This window comes from Actinosynnema sp. NPDC059797 (assembly GCF_042732085.1).
Lineage (GTDB): Bacteria > Actinomycetota > Actinomycetes > Mycobacteriales > Pseudonocardiaceae > Actinosynnema.
Genome location: NZ_JBHWIE010000031.1, coordinates 14096 through 30462, shown reverse-complemented (window position 1 = coordinate 30462; position 16367 = coordinate 14096). Strand labels below are relative to the sequence as shown.

General features: G+C 72.9%; 17 protein-coding genes. 9 read left to right on the top strand and 8 right to left on the bottom strand.

Annotation, left to right across the window (positions count from 1 at the left end; translation table 11 throughout):
• Nucleotides 1-98 precede the first annotated feature (98 nt).
• The 4 genes from ACFV4N_RS11715 to ACFV4N_RS11700 are packed head-to-tail and all read left to right on the top strand — an operon-like array spanning nt 99 to nt 3685.
• Complete coding sequence (locus tag ACFV4N_RS11715; RefSeq protein WP_499672453.1) at nt 99-1058, top strand: branched-chain amino acid ABC transporter permease; 960 nt, start codon at nt 99-101, stop codon at nt 1056-1058.
• Nucleotides 1055-2218: a branched-chain amino acid ABC transporter permease gene (locus tag ACFV4N_RS11710; protein ID WP_499672452.1), complete on the top strand. Its 1164-nt coding sequence runs from the start codon at nt 1055-1057 to the stop codon at nt 2216-2218. The genes ACFV4N_RS11715 and ACFV4N_RS11710 overlap by 4 nt, the downstream gene beginning before the upstream one ends.
• Before the next feature lie 32 nt (nt 2219-2250).
• The gene (locus ACFV4N_RS11705; protein ID WP_499672473.1) at nt 2251-2991 is read left to right on the top strand and encodes an ABC transporter ATP-binding protein; all 741 of its coding nucleotides are present in this window, start codon (nt 2251-2253) and stop codon (nt 2989-2991) included.
• Entirely contained in the window at nt 2981-3685 is a 705-nt protein-coding gene (locus tag ACFV4N_RS11700; RefSeq protein ID WP_499672451.1) for an ABC transporter ATP-binding protein, read from the top strand. The genes ACFV4N_RS11705 and ACFV4N_RS11700 overlap by 11 nt, the downstream gene beginning before the upstream one ends.
• A 52-nt stretch (nt 3686-3737) precedes the next feature.
• On the opposite strand, the gene ACFV4N_RS11695 is transcribed toward ACFV4N_RS11700, so the two are convergent.
• A complete protein-coding gene (locus ACFV4N_RS11695) occupies nt 3738-4310 on the bottom strand; it encodes a DUF4352 domain-containing protein (protein ID WP_499672450.1) in 573 nt (190 codons plus the stop codon).
• 113 nt (nt 4311-4423) lie between these two features.
• Nucleotides 4424-4846: a hotdog fold thioesterase gene (locus ACFV4N_RS11690; RefSeq protein WP_499672449.1), complete on the bottom strand. Its 423-nt coding sequence runs from the start codon at nt 4844-4846 to the stop codon at nt 4424-4426.
• A 76-nt stretch (nt 4847-4922) separates the two neighbouring features.
• Between ACFV4N_RS11690 and polA the strand changes: the two genes are divergently transcribed.
• Nucleotides 4923-7598, top strand: a complete 2676-nt coding sequence (gene polA, locus ACFV4N_RS11685) for a DNA polymerase I (protein ID WP_499672448.1) — start codon at nt 4923-4925, stop codon at nt 7596-7598.
• A gap of 132 nt (nt 7599-7730) precedes the next feature.
• Here polA and ACFV4N_RS11680 read toward each other — a convergent pair whose 3' ends face one another.
• Complete coding sequence (locus tag ACFV4N_RS11680) at nt 7731-8174, bottom strand: winged helix-turn-helix transcriptional regulator (protein WP_499672447.1); 444 nt, start codon at nt 8172-8174, stop codon at nt 7731-7733.
• 74 nt (nt 8175-8248) lie between these two features.
• Between ACFV4N_RS11680 and ACFV4N_RS11675 the strand changes: the two genes are divergently transcribed.
• From ACFV4N_RS11675 to ACFV4N_RS11660, 4 genes are all read left to right on the top strand, one after another.
• Complete coding sequence (locus ACFV4N_RS11675; protein WP_499672446.1) at nt 8249-8752, top strand: GNAT family N-acetyltransferase; 504 nt, start codon at nt 8249-8251, stop codon at nt 8750-8752.
• Between the two features lie 14 nt (nt 8753-8766).
• The gene (locus ACFV4N_RS11670) at nt 8767-10065 is read left to right on the top strand and encodes an alpha/beta hydrolase (RefSeq protein WP_499672445.1); all 1299 of its coding nucleotides are present in this window, start codon (nt 8767-8769) and stop codon (nt 10063-10065) included.
• A 226-nt stretch (nt 10066-10291) separates the two neighbouring features.
• Nucleotides 10292-10789 carry a P-loop NTPase family protein gene (locus tag ACFV4N_RS11665; RefSeq protein WP_499672444.1) on the top strand — a complete coding sequence of 166 codons (498 nt, stop codon included), beginning with the start codon at nt 10292-10294 and terminating at the stop codon, nt 10787-10789.
• Nucleotides 10786-11370: a Rossmann-fold NAD(P)-binding domain-containing protein gene (locus ACFV4N_RS11660; RefSeq protein ID WP_499672443.1), complete on the top strand. Its 585-nt coding sequence runs from the start codon at nt 10786-10788 to the stop codon at nt 11368-11370. Before ACFV4N_RS11665 ends, ACFV4N_RS11660 begins: the two co-directional genes overlap by 4 nt.
• A 3-nt stretch (nt 11371-11373) precedes the next feature.
• Here ACFV4N_RS11660 and ACFV4N_RS11655 read toward each other — a convergent pair whose 3' ends face one another.
• From ACFV4N_RS11655 to ACFV4N_RS11635, 5 genes are all read right to left on the bottom strand, one after another.
• On the bottom strand, nt 11374-11967 hold the full coding sequence (locus ACFV4N_RS11655; protein ID WP_499672442.1) for a TetR/AcrR family transcriptional regulator: 594 nt from the start codon (nt 11965-11967) through the stop codon (nt 11374-11376).
• A complete protein-coding gene (locus tag ACFV4N_RS11650) occupies nt 11964-13859 on the bottom strand; it encodes a YhgE/Pip family protein (RefSeq protein WP_499672441.1) in 1896 nt (631 codons plus the stop codon). Before ACFV4N_RS11650 ends, ACFV4N_RS11655 begins: the two co-directional genes overlap by 4 nt.
• Entirely contained in the window at nt 13856-14479 is a 624-nt protein-coding gene (locus ACFV4N_RS11645; RefSeq protein ID WP_499672440.1) for a hypothetical protein, read from the bottom strand. The genes ACFV4N_RS11650 and ACFV4N_RS11645 overlap by 4 nt, the downstream gene beginning before the upstream one ends.
• An 81-nt stretch (nt 14480-14560) precedes the next feature.
• Complete coding sequence (locus tag ACFV4N_RS11640) at nt 14561-15484, bottom strand: GNAT family N-acetyltransferase (protein ID WP_499672439.1); 924 nt, start codon at nt 15482-15484, stop codon at nt 14561-14563.
• 10 nt (nt 15485-15494) lie between these two features.
• Nucleotides 15495-16325: a class I SAM-dependent methyltransferase gene (locus tag ACFV4N_RS11635; RefSeq protein ID WP_499672438.1), complete on the bottom strand. Its 831-nt coding sequence runs from the start codon at nt 16323-16325 to the stop codon at nt 15495-15497.
• Nucleotides 16326-16367: the final 42 nt, after the last annotated feature.

The window sequence follows — 16367 nt, the reverse complement described above, 5'->3', positions numbered from 1 at the left end:
TGAGCTGGGGAGCGGGAGCGTCGTGGGAACGACGGCTCCCGCTCCCCACCACTATGGCGAAGTTTCTCCCCCCGCCCGTCTCGTGAGGCAAAGCTGTCATGGATGATTTCTTCAACCAGTTCCTACCCAGTACGGTGGGCGGACTGGTGTTCGGCTCCATCTACGCGCTGATCGCCCTCGGCTACACCATGGTCTACGGCGTGCTGCGTCTGATCAACTTCGCGCACTCCGAGATCTTCATGATCGGCACGTTCGCGTCGCTCGTGACGATCACGGCCATCGCCCCCTCGGCGCCGCTGACCGGGTTCGCGCTGTTCGGCATGATGTTGTTGATCATCGTGATCTCGGCCGCCGTATCCGGTGGCGCCGCGATGCTGCTGGAGCTGGTGGCCTACCGGCCGCTGCGCAAGAAGGGCGCGACCCGGCTCACCGCCCTGATCTCGGCGATCGGCGCGTCGCTGTTCCTCCAGGAACTGTTCGCGCTGGTCATCATCCCCTGGTTGACCGGCAAGCCCGGCCGCAACCAGCAGTCCGCGCCGCGCATCGTGGACCGCGACACGGTGTTCAGCATCGGCAACGCGGCGGTGCGCATGGACCACATCATCGTGGTCGTCGCGGCGGTCATCATGATGATCGCGCTGGACCGCCTGGTGAACCGGACCAAGATCGGCCGCGGCATCCGCGCCACGGCGCAGGACCCCGAGTCCGCCGTGCTGATGGGTGTCAGCATCGACAACATCGTCCGGGTCACGTTCCTCCTCGGCGGCGCGATGGCCGGCGTGGCCGGCGCGCTGTACCTGATGGAGTTCGAGAACACCGATTACCGGATCGGCTTCGTGCTCGGCATCAAGGCGTTCACCGCCGCGGTCCTCGGCGGCATCGGCAACCTGCGCGGCGCGCTGCTCGGCGGCATCGCGCTGGGCCTCATCGAGAACTGGGGCGCGATCTTCCTGGGCTCGGAGTGGAAGGACGTCATCGCCTTCACCATCCTGGTGGTCGTGCTGATGTTCCGCCCGACCGGCATCCTGGGCGAATCCCTTCAGAAAGCGCGCGCATGAAAGGCAACGGAGTGACCGGCAACTCGAATCCGTTGAGGCGCGTTGGCGCCCTGTTCGACGGCGCCCGCGACTGGTGGGAGCACGCCAAGACCTGGCAGCGGTACCTGGTGTACCTCGGCGCGATCGCGTTCGCGCTGGTCCTGCCCGCCCCCTGGATCGGCTCCTTCATGTCGCCGGGCGCGGACTGGACCACGGTGCTGATCTACCCGATCGGCACCTACATCCTGCTGGCCGTCGGCCTGAACGTCGTGGTCGGCCAGGCCGGCCTGCTCGACCTCGGGTTCGTGGCGTTCTTCGCCATCGGCGGGTACTCGGTCGCCTACTTCGGCACCCAGTACGGCTGGAACTACTGGGTCACGGTGGTGTTCGGCATCCTGCTGGCGGCGGTGTCCGGCGTCATCCTCGGCGCGCCGACGCTGCGCCTGCGGGGCGACTACCTGGCGATCGTGACGCTCGGGTTCGGTGAGATCGTCCGCATCACCGCGAACAACACCGACGAGATCGGCGGCGCGCGCGGCATCACCAACATCCCGCACCCGACCGACATCCCGGGCGTCGTGGAGTTCAAGCTCCTGCCCGCGCCGTACTACTACCTGATGGTGATCGCGATCGTGCTGGTCATCATCTTCTCGGTGCGGTTGCAGAAGTCCCGCGTCGGCCGCGCCTGGGCCGCGATCCGCGAGGACGAGGACGCGGCCGAGCTGATGGGCGTGCCCACGTTCAAGTTCAAGCTGCTCGCCTTCGCCATCGGCGCCATGATCGGCGGCCTGGCGGGTGGCCTCTACGCGGGCAAGGCGGTGTTCATCGAGCCGAACACCTTCCCGTTCATCCTCTCCGCGACCATCCTCGCCGCGGTCGTGCTCGGCGGTTCGGGCAACCTGCCCGGCGTGATGCTGGGCGCGTTCATCATCGCCTGGCTGCCCGAGCGGTTCCGCGAGTCCGCGTGGCTGGAGGAGAAGCTGGGCGAGAGCCCGGCCGAGTACCGCATCCTGCTCTTCGGCGCGGTGCTGGTGCTGATGATGGCCCTGCGGCCGGAGGGCCTGCTGCCCTCCCGGCGGCGCAAGGCCGAACTGCACGAGGGCACCGGCGGCATGGGCACCATGGGCGCCGAGGTCCCGGGCCCGGACACCGAGGTCTCGACGACGGAGGCGGCCAAGTGAGCACTCCCGTCCTTCAGCTCGACAACGTGACGATGCGCTTCGGCGGCGTGGTCGCGCTGCGCGAGGCGAGGATCACCGTGAACGAGGGCGAGATCTTCGCCCTGATCGGCCCGAACGGCGCGGGCAAGACCACCGTGTTCAACGTGGTCACCGGCGTGTACTCGCCGACCGAGGGCCAGGTCCTGTTCAAGGGCGACAAGATCAGCGGCAGCAAGCGGTTCAAGATCACCAAGATGGGCGTCGCCCGCACGTTCCAGAACATCCGGCTGTTCCACAACATGTCGGCCCTGGAGAACGTGATGGTGGGCGCGGACGCGCACCACAAGACCGGTGCGATCGGCGCGACGCTGAACCTGCCGTGGCACCGCAAGGAGGAGAAGCGCGGACGCGAGCTGGCGCGGGAGCTGCTCGACTTCGTCGGCATCCCCGGGCGGATGCACGAGACCGCGAAGAACCTGCCTTACGGCGACCAGCGCAGGCTGGAGATCGCTCGGGCCCTCGCCACGGACCCGAAGCTCCTGCTGCTCGACGAGCCGGCCGCGGGCATGAACCCGGCGGAGAAGGAGTCGCTGCAGGCGCTGATCCGCAAGATCCGCGACAGCGGCCGCACCGTGCTGCTGATCGAGCACGACATGAGCCTGGTCATGGGCGTCAGCGACCGCGTGGCGGTGCTCGACTTCGGCCAGCTGATCGCAGAAGGGCTGCCGCACGAGGTGCAGAACGACCCGAAGGTCATCGAGGCGTACCTGGGGGTGTCCGAAGATGCTTCTTGAGATCAAGGACATCCACGTCCACTACGGCAAGATCGCCGCGATCAAGGGCATCAGCCTGGAGGTCAGCGAGGGTGAGATCGTCTCGCTCATCGGCGCCAACGGCGCGGGCAAGACGACGACGCTCAAGACGATCTCCGGGTTGCGCCCGCTGAGCAGCGGGAAGGTCCTGTTCAACGGCGAGGACATCTCCCGGATGCCCGGCCACAAGCGGGTGCGGATCGGCATCGGGCAGTCGCCGGAGGGCCGGGGCGTGTTCCCCGGCATGACGGTGCAGGAGAACCTGCTCATGGGCGCCTACACCCGCACGGACGACCTGAGCGCCGACCTGGCCGAGGTGTACGAGCTGTTCCCGCGGCTCGCGGAGCGCAAGAACCAGTTCGGCGGCACCATGTCCGGCGGCGAGCAGCAGATGATCGCCATCGGCCGGGCGCTGATGACCAAGCCGAAGGTGCTCCTGCTCGACGAGCCGTCGATGGGCCTCGCGCCCATGCTCATCGCGCAGATCTTCGAGATCATCAAGGAGATCAACACCCGCGGCACGACCGTGCTGCTGGTGGAGCAGAACGCGCAGCAGGCGCTGAAGCTCTCCCACCGCGCGTACGTGCTGGAGACCGGCCGGGTGGTCAAGAGCGCCCCCGGTCCGGAGCTGCTGGACGACCCCCAGGTGCGCGCGGCGTACCTCGGCGGTCACTGAAACACCGCCGCCCCGCCGGCCCGGCCACCAGGTCGGGCCGGCGGGCGCCCGGCTACGACCCGCCCAGCGGGATCTCGGTGCCCGTCGCGTCCTTGAGGTCGGTCAGCGTGGGCCCGCCGTACACGCGCAGGGCCCGCGGCTCCGCGCCGGCGGGGATGTCGTAGTACACGTCGTACTCCAGGCGCACGTTCGCGCCCAGGTCGACCACGTCCGGCTGCCGCTTGACCAGCATGGCCTGCTGGTCCACCGCGTGCTCGCCGCCGGCGTCGTCGAGCAGCACGTGCCTGCGGGCGGCGAAGGACACGCTGCTGCGCCCGTTGTTGACCACGCTCATCCGGACCCGCGCGAACTGCCCCTCGGCGTGGAACTCGGCGTGGCTGCCGATCAGCGTGGGCACCCCGGTGGTCAACCCGAGCAGCGTGAACGCCGTGTCACCGTCCGAGGTGGTCGGCACCCGCAGCACCACCTCGTCGGGCCGCACCGCCCCCGCCGGCACCGGGTACGTCACCACCGCGCCGCCCCCACCCGGCTCCGTCCCCCTGTTCTCCTCGGTCCCCCCACCTCCACACCCGGCGACCACCCCCACCACCACGACCACCACCGCGCGTGTCCTCCACCCGGGCATCGCGTGTCCTCCGCTCAGGCATCGCGAGTCGTACGTCCAGGACCGGCGAGTCGTACGTCCAGGACCCCCGAGTTCACCACTCGCGACCCCCGGACGTCACCCTCCCGGGGGTCTCAGCGCTTCGGGGCTTCCTTCAGGAAGCACGTCAGGCGCGCCGTGCACACCCGGCGGTCCTGCTCGTCGGTGATGACGATCTCGTACGTGGCGGTGCTGCGACCCCGGTGCACGGGCGTGCACACACCGGTGACGACGCCCTCCTTGACGCCGCGGTGGTGCGTGCAGGACAGCTCCAGGCCCACGGCGATCCGCTCGGGCGCCGCGTGCATGGCGGCCGCGACCGAGCCCAGCGTCTCGGCCAGCGCCGCGCTCGCGCCGCCGTGCAGCAGCCCGTACGGCTGCCGGTTGCCCTTCACCGGCATCGTCCCGACCAGCCGATCGGCATCCCATCGGGTGATCTCGATGCCGAGCTTGTCGGTCAGCTGCTCGTGAGCGGCTGCCTGGTCGGCGCCGGGGATGTCCTCGGGTGATGTCGTCACGGGCGGTCTCCACAGGTGTTCACGCGTCTGCTCCACGGGGTGCGGGACTGTCGTACCCTCACCCTAGACTCGCCTCGTGAGCACTCCAGAAGCCTCCCGCCTGCTGCTGGTCGACGGCCACTCGATGGCCTACCGGGCGTTCTTCGCGCTGCCCAAGGAGAACTTCCAGACCGCGACCGGTCAGACCACCAACGCGGTGTACGGCTTCACCTCGATGCTGATCAACCTGCTGCGCGACGAGCGGCCCACCCACATCGCGGTGGCCTTCGACGTCTCGCGCAAGACCTTCCGCACCGAGGCGTACGCGGAGTACAAGGCCGGCCGCAGCGAGACCCCGGACGAGTTCCGCGGCCAGGTCGACCTGATCAAGGACGTGCTGGGCGCGCTCCGGATCCCGGTGCTCACCAAGGAGGGCTTCGAGGCCGACGACGTCATCGCGACGCTCACCACCCAGTCGACCGCGCTCGGCTGGCACGTCCTCATCAGCACCGGCGACCGCGACGCGCTGCAACTGGTCAACGACCAGGTGACGGTGCTGTACCCCGTCAAGGGCGTGTCGGAGCTGGCCCGCTACACACCGGAGCTGGTGCTGGAGAAGCAGGGCGTGCCGCCCCAGCTGTACGCCGACTACGCGGCGGTGCGCGGCGACTCCTCGGACAACCTGCCCAACACCCCCGGCGTCGGCCCGAAGACGATCGTGAAGCTGCTCAACCAGTTCGGGTCGCTCGACGGGCTGATCGACCACGTCGACGAGGTGCCCGGCAAGGTGGGCGACGCGCTGCGGGCCAACCTGTCCAACATCGTGCTGAACCGGCAGCTCACCGAGCTGGTGCGGGACGTGGAGCTGCCCGCGGGCCCGGCCGACCTGGAGGTCCGGCCGTGGGACCGCGACGCGGTGCACCGGCTGTTCGACGAGCTGGAGTTCCGGGTGCTGCGGGACCGCCTGTTCGCCACGCTGTCCACCGCCGAGCCGGAGGCCGAGGAGGGCTTCGAGGTGCGCGGCGGCGCGGTGCCGGCCGGCGCGCTGGGGTCCTGGCTGGCCGAGCACGCGCGCGGCGGCCGGGTCGGCGTCGCGTTCCGGTCCCCGGGCGGTGAGCTGGAGGGCCTGGCCCTGGCCGCGGCCGACGGCGAGGGCGGGTACGTCGAGGTCGCCTCGCTGACCGAGGAGGACGAGAACGCGCTGGCCGCGTGGCTGGCCGACGAGTCGGCGCCCAAGGCCGCGCACGACCTGAAGCTGCCGCTGCGCGCGCTGCGCGCCCGCGGCTGGTCGCTGCGCGGCGTGACCAGCGACACCGCGCTGGCGGCGTACCTGGTGCGGCCGGGCCAGCGGTCGTTCAACCTGGACGACCTCGCGCTGCGCTACCTCAAGCGGGAGCTGCGCGCCGAGGAGTCGGGCGACAACCAGCTCTCGCTGCTGGCCGACGAGGAGGAGGAGCGGCAGAAGGTCGCCCAGGGTGTGATCGTGCGGGCCTTCGCGGTGGCGGAGCTGGCCGACGCGCTGGACGTCGAGCTGGAGCGCACCGGCCAGGCGTCGCTGCTGGCCGAGCTGGAGCTGCCGCTGGAGCACGTGCTCGACGAAGTCGAGGCGGTCGGCATCGCGATCGACGCCGAGCACCTGGCGGCGCTGGAGGCGCACTTCGCGGCGGGCGTGAAGCAGGCGGCCCAGGACGCGTACTCGGTGATCGGCCGGGAGATCAACCTCGGCTCGCCCAAGCAGCTCCAGGTGGTGCTGTTCGACGAGCTGAACATGCCGAAGACGAAGAAGACCAAGACCGGCTACACCACCGACGCGGACGCGTTGCAGAACCTGTTCGAGGCCACCGAGCACCCGTTCCTCCAGCACCTGCTCGCGCACCGGGACGTGACCAGGCTCAAGACCACGGTCGACGGCCTGCTCAAGGCGGTGGCCGACGACGGTCGCATCCACACCACGTTCCACCAGACGATCGCGGCGACCGGGCGGCTGTCGTCCACCGACCCCAACCTGCAGAACATCCCGATCCGGACGGACGAGGGCAGGCGCATCCGCCAGGCGTTCGTGGTCGGGCCCGGGTACGCCGAGCTGATGACGGCGGACTACAGCCAGATCGAGATGCGGATCATGGCCCACCTGTCGGAGGACGAGGGGCTGATCGAGGCGTTCCGCAGCGGCGAGGACCTGCACACGTTCGTGGCGTCCCGCGCGTTCTCGGTGCCGACCTCCGAGGTGACGCCCGAGCACCGCCGCCGCGTCAAGGCCATGTCCTACGGGCTGGCGTACGGGCTGTCCGAGTTCGGGCTGGCGCAGCAGCTGCGCATCTCGGCGGCGGAGGCGCGGGAGCAGAAGGAGGCGTACTTCGCCCGGTTCGGCGGGGTGCGGGACTACCTGAACGCGGTGGTGGAGGAGGCCCGGAAGAAGGGCTACACCGAGACCATCCTCGGCCGCCGCCGCTACCTGCCGGACCTGAACAGCGACAACCGGCAGCGGCGCGAGATGGCGGAGCGGATGGCGTTGAACGCCCCGATCCAGGGCAGCGCGGCGGACATCATCAAGGTGGCGATGCTGGGCGTGTTCCGGGCGCTGGCGGACTCCGGGCTGCGGTCGCGGATGCTGCTCCAGGTGCACGACGAGCTGGTGCTGGAGGTGGCCGAGGGGGAGCGCGAGCAGGTGGAGGCGCTGGTCCGCTCGCACATGGGCAGCGCGTACGAGCTGTCCGTGCCGCTGGAGGTCTCGGTGGGCGTGGGCCGCTCCTGGGACGACGCGGCGCACTGACGAGGCGGGGCACCGGGGCCGACGAGGCGGGGCGACCCCGGCTGACCCCTGGACCCGGGACGCGGCCGGGGGTCGGCGCAGCGGCGTGCCCGGGACGGGGTCGGGGCCGTGCGGCCCGGGTGTGCCGGGCGGTCAGCGCAGCGGCGTGACCCGGACGTCCCGGGCGGTCAGCTCGGCCCCGCACCCCTCGCACGTCACGTGCACCCCCACCCCGCCACCGCACGACCGGTGGTGCAGGTCGAACGACGGCCCCTCCTCGGGCGACATCCACCGGTCGCCCCACCGGCGCAGCGCCATCAGCACGGGGTAGAGGTCCAGCCCCTTCTCGGTCAGCCGGTACTCGTACCGCGTCCGCACGTCCTTGTACGCCTCGCGCCGCAGCACGCCCGCCTCCACCAGCGTGCCCAGCCGGTCGGTGAGCACGCTGCGGGAGATGTCCAGCGCCGACTGGAAGTCCTCGAACCGCCGCGTGCCCAGGAACGCCTGCCGCAGCAGTTGCAGCGTCCACCGCTCACCCAGCAGCGCGGCGGGTAGGGACACGGTGCACAGCTCGTCGACGACTCTCACGTGGGCCACACCCCCGACGATACCGCTTGCGTTCGGAAAACAGATCCAGCTAGGGTTCGATTTCCGAACTCAGGGGGTCGTCGATGAAGGTCCGCGAACTGCACCGAGCCGAGGCGGGCGAGGTGGTCGACACCGTGTTCCGCGGCCTGTCCCCGCACAGCCGCTACCTGCGCTTCCACGCCCCGGTGCCCCGCCTCACCACCTCCATGCGCGCGCGGCTCACCGACCTCGACGGCCGCCGCCGGGCCGCGGTCGTCGCGGAGTCCCGCCGCACGCCGGTCGGCATCGCCCGCCTGGTCGCCACCGGCGAGGGCACCGCCGAGGTGTCGGTCGCCGTGGTCGACCCGTGGCAGCGCCGCGGCGTCGGCACCCGGCTCGTCACCGCCCTCGGCGAGCTGGCCGGCGACCTGCGCTACACCGAGCTGCACGGCGACGTCCTCGGCGAGAACGCGGCGATGCTGCGCGTGGTCCGCCGCGTCTTCCCCGGCGCCCGGCTGACCCGGGAGGAGGACGACGTGGTCCGGGTGTCCTGCCCCCTGACGTTCGACCTCACCCATGAGGACCTGGTGGCCGGCTTGCGGTGGTGAGCACAATCGGACCCGTGCGCCGGGTCCTCGCGTTGGTCCTCGTCCTGCTGCTGGTCGCGCCGCCCGCCGGGGCGTCGACACCGCCCGACCGGCCGCTGCCCGGCTACACCGTGGACAACCCGCCGCTGCCGCCCGCGCAGGTGGGCGGCGAGCCGTCGCGGGTGCTCCAGGGCGTGCACCGGCACGCCGCCTACACGATCGAGGTGCCGCCGCGCTGGAACGGCCGGCTCGTCATGTGGGCCCACGGCTTCCGCGGCGCGAGCACCGTGCTCACCGTCGACCCGCCGGCGTTCGGCCTGCGCCAGAGGCTGCTCGACCAGGGCTTCGCCTGGGCCGCCTCCAGCTACTACGCCAACGACTACGACGTGGAGGCGGGCGTCCGCGGCACGCGCGACCTGGCCGGCCACTTCGCCGCGCTGGTCGGCCGGCCCCGGGACACCTTCATCGCCGGCGTCTCCATGGGCGGCCACGTCGTCGGCCGCTCCCTGGAGCAGTACCCCGGCTTCTACCGGGGCGCGCTGCCGCTGTGCGGGGTGCTCGGCGACCAGGAGCTGTTCGACTACTTCCTGGACTTCACCCTCGTCGCGCAGGCGCTCACGGGCATCCGCGCGTGGCCCGTGCCGGACGACTACCAGGCCGCGGTCGTCCCGCGCATCCGGGCCGGGCTGGGCCTGACCGGCACGCCCAACGAGCGCGGCAGGCAGTTCGCCGCCGTGGTCGCCAACCGCACCGGCGGCCCCCGCCCCGGCGTGGAGGGGGCGTTCGCCCGGTGGGAGGGCTTCCTGTTCGGCCTGGCCACCCCCGCGAGCGGCGAGGGACTGGCGGCCGACCCGCTCCAGCTCGCCACCAACGTGCTGACCCGCTACGCGCCCGACTCCCCGGTCGACCTCGACCGCGAGGTGCGGCGGGTGCTGCCGGAGAACCCCCGGGCGCGCCTCACGCCCGCGCTCACCGAGGTGCCGCGCATCGCGGGCAGGCCGACCGCGCCGGTGCTGTCGCTGCACGACCTCGGCGACCTGTTCGTGCCGTTCTCCATGGAGCAGCTCTACGAGCGGGACGTCCGGCGCAACGGCCGTTCGCACCTGCTCGCGCAGCGGGCGATCCGCACGGCCGACCACTGCGGGTTCAGCCCCGCCGAGGTCGGCGCGGCCTGGGACGACCTGGTGGCGTGGGTGGACGAGGGGCGCAGGCCGGCCGGGGACGTGGTCGGCGACCCGGCCGCGGTGGCCGACCCGCGCTACGGGTGCCGCTTCACCGATCCGGGCGCCTACGACGCGCCGGGCTCGACGCGCCGCCTGTTCCCCGCCTGCTGACGCGCCCGGAACCGTCCACTGTGGACTGACGGGAGCCCCGCGCGCGGGGCGGTCCGGTCAACCCCGTGGCGGAGCCCGTTCGGGTGGATCTTCCTCAATGGGAGGATTGCGAAGGTAGCCTGATCGGGTGCCGTTCCTGGGACCAGCCGACGAGTTGCCGCATAATCCGCGCCGCGTTCTCGTGACCGGGACCTCGGGGTCCGGGAAAACGACCCTGGCGCGTTCCGTGGCGGCCGCGCTCGGCCTGTCCCGCGTGGAACTGGACTCCCTCTTTCACGGTCCACAGTGGACGCCGCGCCCGGAGTTCCTCGACGACGTCCGCCGGTTCGCCGGGGGCGACGCCTGGGTCACCGAGTGGCAGTACACCGCGGCGCGCCCGCTGCTGCTGGAGCGCGCCGACACGCTGGTCTGGTTGGACCACCCGCGGCACGTGGTGATGCGCCGGGTGGCGGTGCGCACGGCGGTGCGCCGGTTCCGCCGCCAGGAGCTGTGGAACGGCAACGTGGAACCACCGCTGCGCACCGTGTTCACCGACCCCGAGCACCTGTTGCGGTGGGCGTGGCGGTCGCACCGCCGCACCGGGGAGCGGGTCCGCGAGGTGCTGGCGGGCGGGTACGGGCACAGACTCGTGGTGGTGCGCTTGAGGGGACAGCGTCAGGTCGACCAATGGCGGTCCGGCCCGTTGCGCCGGGCCGCGGAGCGGGGCGAGGAGTCGGTGCGATGAGCGAGCGGACGGCGTTGGTGCTCGGCGGCACGGGGATGCTGAAGGGCTGCGCGGACGAGCTGCTGGAGCAGGGCTGGCAGGTGGTGCTGCCCAGCCGCCGGGCGGACACGGGTCTCGGGCGGGCGGCGCGGGCGTCGCTCGGCTCCCGGGGCCACGTGCCGCAGCGGGCCGGGCGGGCGCGCCCGGTGGTGGCGGACTGGGCGCGGCCGGAGGAGCTGGCCGACCGGGTGCGGGCGGTCCTGGAACGGCCCGCGGACCTGCTGGTGGCGTGGGTGCACGAGAGCTACCGGGACCCCGTGCTGCGGGCCGTCGCGCCGCTGCTCGCGCCCCGCGCGCCCGTGGTGGAGGTGCACGACAGCGGCGCGATCCAGCCGGTGCTCGGCGTGCCGGACCCGGTGTTGGAGGGCCACCCGGCGCAGCAGGTGGTGCTGGGCATCGTCCGGCAGGGCGACGCCCACCGGTGGCTCACCCACGAGGAGACCTCGGCCGGCGTGCTGGAGGCCGTGCGCCGCGCGCTGGAGGGCAGGGCGCCCTCGGTGCACCAGGTCGGCGAGGTCGACACCTGGGTGGTGCGGCACTAGCCGTCAGCCCGGGCGCAGCCCTCGGACCAGCAGCAACACCGATTCGCGCACCTCCGCGCGGCTGCGCTCGGGCTGGAACACCTGCCAGTCCAGGGCGATCACCAGCAGGGTCCCGAACAGCGCCGCGGCGGCCGTGCCGACCTCGACGCCCTCGGGCAGCAGGTCGGCGTCGGACAGCCGCTGCACCTGGCCGCGGATGATCGACACGATGTCGTCGCGCAGCAGGCTCAGCGTGCCGTGCCACTGGCCGGGCGTGCGCCACAGCTCGGAGACCAGCAGCTGCCCGAACGCCGGGTACTCGGCGAAGAACCCGAGCATCCCGTCCACCAGCGACGACATCGCCGCCTCGGTCCCGGCCTCGCCCTCGGCCACCCGCAGCCGGCTCGCGAGCAACTCGACGCCGTGCCGGAGCAGGGCGTCGACCAGCGCGTCCTTGCTGGCGAAGTTGTAGTAGACGGTGCCCTTGGCGACCCCGGCCTCGGCCGCGATCTCCTCCACGGTCACGCTCGCCGCGCCCCGCTCGCCGACCAGCCTCAGCGCGGCGTCGAACAGCTTCTGCTTGGTCGCCGCGGTGCGGCCGGTGCGGGCGCCGGTCACAGCGCCAGCTCGGGTTGGAGGCGAGACGGGGTCCACACCCGCTGCTTATAGGCGGCGAACGTCGCCAAGGCAAGGCCCCCGAGCAGGTAGGCGACCAGGACCAGGGCGTCCTGGCCCGCGCGACCCGAGGGTCCGCCGTACATGAGGTGCCGCAGCCCGTCCACGGCGTAGCCCATGGGCAGGCCGTGGTGCAGCGGGTACAGCGGCACCGGGATCGTCTGCCACGGGAACGTGCCGCCCGCGCTGACGAGCTGGAGGATCAGCAGCACCAGGCCGATGAACTTGCCGACCGCGCCGAACAGGGCGTTCAGCGCGTGCAGCACCGCCACGAACGTCGCCGACACCAGCAGCAGGAACGCCAGGGCGGCGACCGGGTGCGCGGGCCGGATGCCCACCACCAGGGTGACCGCCGCGAACATCACCACGACCTGCGCCGCGCCCAGCAGCACGCCGGGCAGCCACCCGCCCACCGCCACCCGCAGCGGGTTCCGGCCCGCCGCCAGGCCCCGCCGCGACAGGGGCCTGAGCAGCAGGAACAGCACGTACGCGCCGATCCAGGTGGCCAGGCCGAGGAAGAAGGGGGCCAGGCCCGCGCCGTAGGTGCCGGCCGAGGTCTGGCTCACCCCGCGCACGGTCACCGGGTCGCCGATGGTGTTGGCGGTGGACTCGCGGGTCGGGTCGTCGGGCGCGGGGATCTCGGACACGCCCGCGTTCAGCCCGTCGCGCAGCCGGTTCGCGCCGTCGACGAGCTGCCGCTCGCCGTCGAGCAAAGCGGACGCGCCGTCGCGCACCTGCGCCGTGCCGGAGGCGACCTGGTTCGCGCCGTCGGTGAGCCGGGTGACCGCGTCGGCGAGGGCGGGGGTGCTCGCGGCGAGCTGCGCCGCGCCGTCCGAGACCTGCGCGGCCCCGTCGGCGAGCGCGCGCAGCTGCCCGGCCGTGCCCTGGACCTTCGCGTTGGCGTCGTCCACGGGCCGGCGGACCTCGCCCAGGACGCCGAGCACGCGCTGCACCTGCTCCTCGGTGAACCCGAGCGCGCGCAGCCGCGCGGCCACGTCGCCGCCGGCCGTGTCCAGCCGGTTGACCAGGTCCTGCGCCTTGACCGCGTAGTCCTCGGCGGTCTCGGCGACGGTCTCGTTGCCGTCGGCGACCCGCTTCGCGCCGTCGGCGAGCTGCTGCGCCTTGGCGGGCAGGCCGCCGGTGGAGTCGCGGAGCTGGGTGAGCCCGCCCGCGACCCGCGCCGCGCCGTCGGCCAGCGCGGGGGTGTTGTCGGCGAGGCGCTGGGCGCCGTCGCGGGCCTCCTGCTGGCCGCTCGCGAGCGTGGTCGCGCCCTCCGCGGCCTCGGCGGTCCGCTGCCGGATCGTGGAGAAGCCGAGCAGCAGCCGGTCCGCCGCCTCCGCGCCGACCTTCACCGACACCGACCGGCGCACCTCGGCGACCACCTGGTTGGCGATGGTCGAGCCGAGGTAGTTGTTCGCGTCGTTGGTGGTCAGCACGATGACCCCCTGGCGAGGGGTGAACTCGCCGGACGACAGCAGGGCCTTCGAGAAGTCCGCGGGCAGGGTCAGCCCGAAGGTGAACGTCCCGTCGCGCACCCCGGCCTCGGCCTGCTCGGCGTCCACCCGGCGCCAGTCGAACCGGTGGCCGTCGACCAGCTCCTGGGCCACCTCCGCGCCGGCGTCCAGGCGCGTGCCGTCGCTCGCGGTGGCGCCCTCGTCCTCGACGACCAGCGCCGCGGGCACCTGGTCGAGGTGGGCGTACGGGTCCTTGTTGGCGTACAGGTACAGCGCCGCGTACAGCAGCGGGACCAGCGTCAACGCCACCACGGCGAGCTTGGGCAGCTTGCCGGAGGTGACCCGGCGCAGCTCGTTGAACGCCATCCGCAGCGCGCTCACCGCGCCTCCTCGGGGGTGTTGTCCGCGCCGATCCGCGCGGCGGGGGTGTCCAGCAGGGCGGCGGAGGCGGTGGTGCACAGCACGACCACCGAGCGGTCCTCGGCGACGCGCGCGCGGGCCAGGTCCAGCCAGCCGGGCGGGTCGGGGTGGTAGCGGTCCGGCGAGTCGAGCACCAGCACCCCCGCGTTCGGCCGGCCGGCGGCCAGCTCCAGCAGCAGCGCGCACCTGACCTGCGGCGGGACCCGTTCGACGCGGGTGTCGAGGTACCGGTCGGCGTCCCGCTCGGCCAGCCAGTCGGCCACGGCCGCGCGCCCGCTGCGCGCGCCGTTGAGGGCCAGCTCCTCGCCGACCGCGCCGCCCAGCGGCAGCGCGCCCTCGGGCTCGCTGACCCCGGGCGAGTCCACCGGCACGACCCGCCGGCGCAGCTCGGCCGCCTCGGGGGAGACCCGGCCGGTGCTCGGGCGCATCCGGCCGGACAGCACCAGCGCCAGCGCGGTGTGACCCCGGTTCGGGTCACCCGCCACCACGACCAGCTCACCGGGCCTGACCAGCAGGGACGTTGGTTCGAGGAGCGGACCGTGCGGTCCGTCGACCCCGACGCGCCTGGCGTGGACCTCCACTGCTCGCCCTCCTTTTGAACTGACCGGTCAGTTCAAATAGTGGTCCGTGAGGGGGCGGCCCGCAACTCCCGGGGGTGTGAGCTAGCGCAACGCGCCCGCCGGGCGCACCTCCCACATCGTCCACAGTGGACGATAACCCTGCCGGGGCCAGAACACCGAGGACAGCGGGTTCGGCGGGTTGTAGTAGAGGTAGGTGCCGACCGTGCCCAGCCGCGCCAGCTCGCGGTGCGCGAACGCCATCAGCTGCCGGCCCACGCCGGTGCCGCGGGCGCCCGGCAGCACCGACACGCAGTTCACGTAGCCCCAGCGGCCCGGCGGCAGGCGGCCACCGGTCCAGTTGCCCGGCTCCGCGGTCACCACCGCGCATTCGGCCAGGCCCACCGCCACCCCGTCGCGCTCGGCCAGCCACGCCAGGCCGCCCGCGGCCAGCCGGTCGGCCAGCGCCCGCCGCTTGAGCGCCACCGCGTCCGGCCGCCGCACCGTGGAGCCGACCATCGACGAGTAGTGCAGCTCGGCCAGCGCCAGGGTGAGCACGGCCTCCAGGTCCGCGGGCGTGGCCCGGCGGATCGTCGCGGCGCCCGCCACCGGCGGGCTCGGCGCCTGCCGCACCGCGATCACGGTCAGCGGCACCAGCCCGTGGTCCAGCAGGGCCCTGGTCGACTCCGCGTCCCGGCTCGGCCAGGTCAGCACGCACGCCGAGTCGCGCTCGGCCGGTCGCACCAGGTCCAGCCGCTTGCGCCAGGCGCGCAGCAGCGCGTCCATGCCCGCCCCGCCGGTGCCGCCCAGCAGCGGCACCAGCTCCCACACCTCGGTCGCCGACCACAGCCGGGCGGGGGAGCGGCGCTCGTGCACCTGGTGGTGCAGCACGCCCGCGACCCGCGTGCCGTCCGGCAGGGCCGCGGTGACCACGTCGCCGTCCGCCGGGGCCGCCGCCGCGGGCAGCAGCGGGTCGATGCTCGCGAACCGCGCGCTCTGCGCGTCCACCAGCACCCTCCCGACGGTCATGCCAGGCAGGCTACGGCTTCCTCGTGCGGAAGATCGCGGTGCCCGGGAACAGCCGGCCGCGCAGCGGGCTCCACTGGCCCCACTTGCGGGTGTGCCCCTCCGGCCACTCCGGTTCCACCAGGTCCAGCAGCTCCAGCCCCGCCCCGACGAGGGCCCGCACGTAGTCCCCGGTGGTCCGGTGGTGCTCCACGTACGTGGCCCGGCCCGCCTCGTCCACCTCGACGTACGGCGTCCGGTCGAAGTACGACTGGGTCACGGTCAGCCCACCTGGTCCCGGGTCGTCCGGAAAAATCCACCTCATCGGGTGAGTGACCGAGAACACCCACGGCGCGCCCGGCCGCAGCACGCGGGCCACCTCGCGGAACACCTCGCCCACGTCCGCCACGAACGGCACCCCGCCGAACGCCGAGCACGCCGCGTCGAACGACCCGGCCCGGAACGGCAGCTGGTCGGCGCTCGCCTGGACCAGCGGCACGTCGAGCCCGGTCTCCGCGTTGGCCGCGCGGGCGTGCCGCAGCATCCCGGCCGACAGGTCGAGCGCCACCGCGTCCGCGCCCCGACCGGCCAGCCAGCGCGCGCACGGCGCCGAGCCGCAGCCGACCTCCAGCACCCGCCGCCCGCGCACGTCGCCGAGGAACCGGGCGTCGGCCTCGCGGATCCCCTCCGGGCACCACACGAAGTCGGCGGCGCCCAGGAAGCCGCCGTGCTCGGCGTGGTAGTCGTCGGCGTCGGCGTCCCACCAGCGCCGATTGGCCGCCCGCGACTCCTCCGCGTCCGCGCCCCGCTTGGCGATGCCGGTGGTGCCGAGCGCCAGTTCGGCGCTCGCGTGCTGGTCGGACACACTGCTCCATTCAAGGGGACCGGTTTGCCCGGCCTGCGCCGA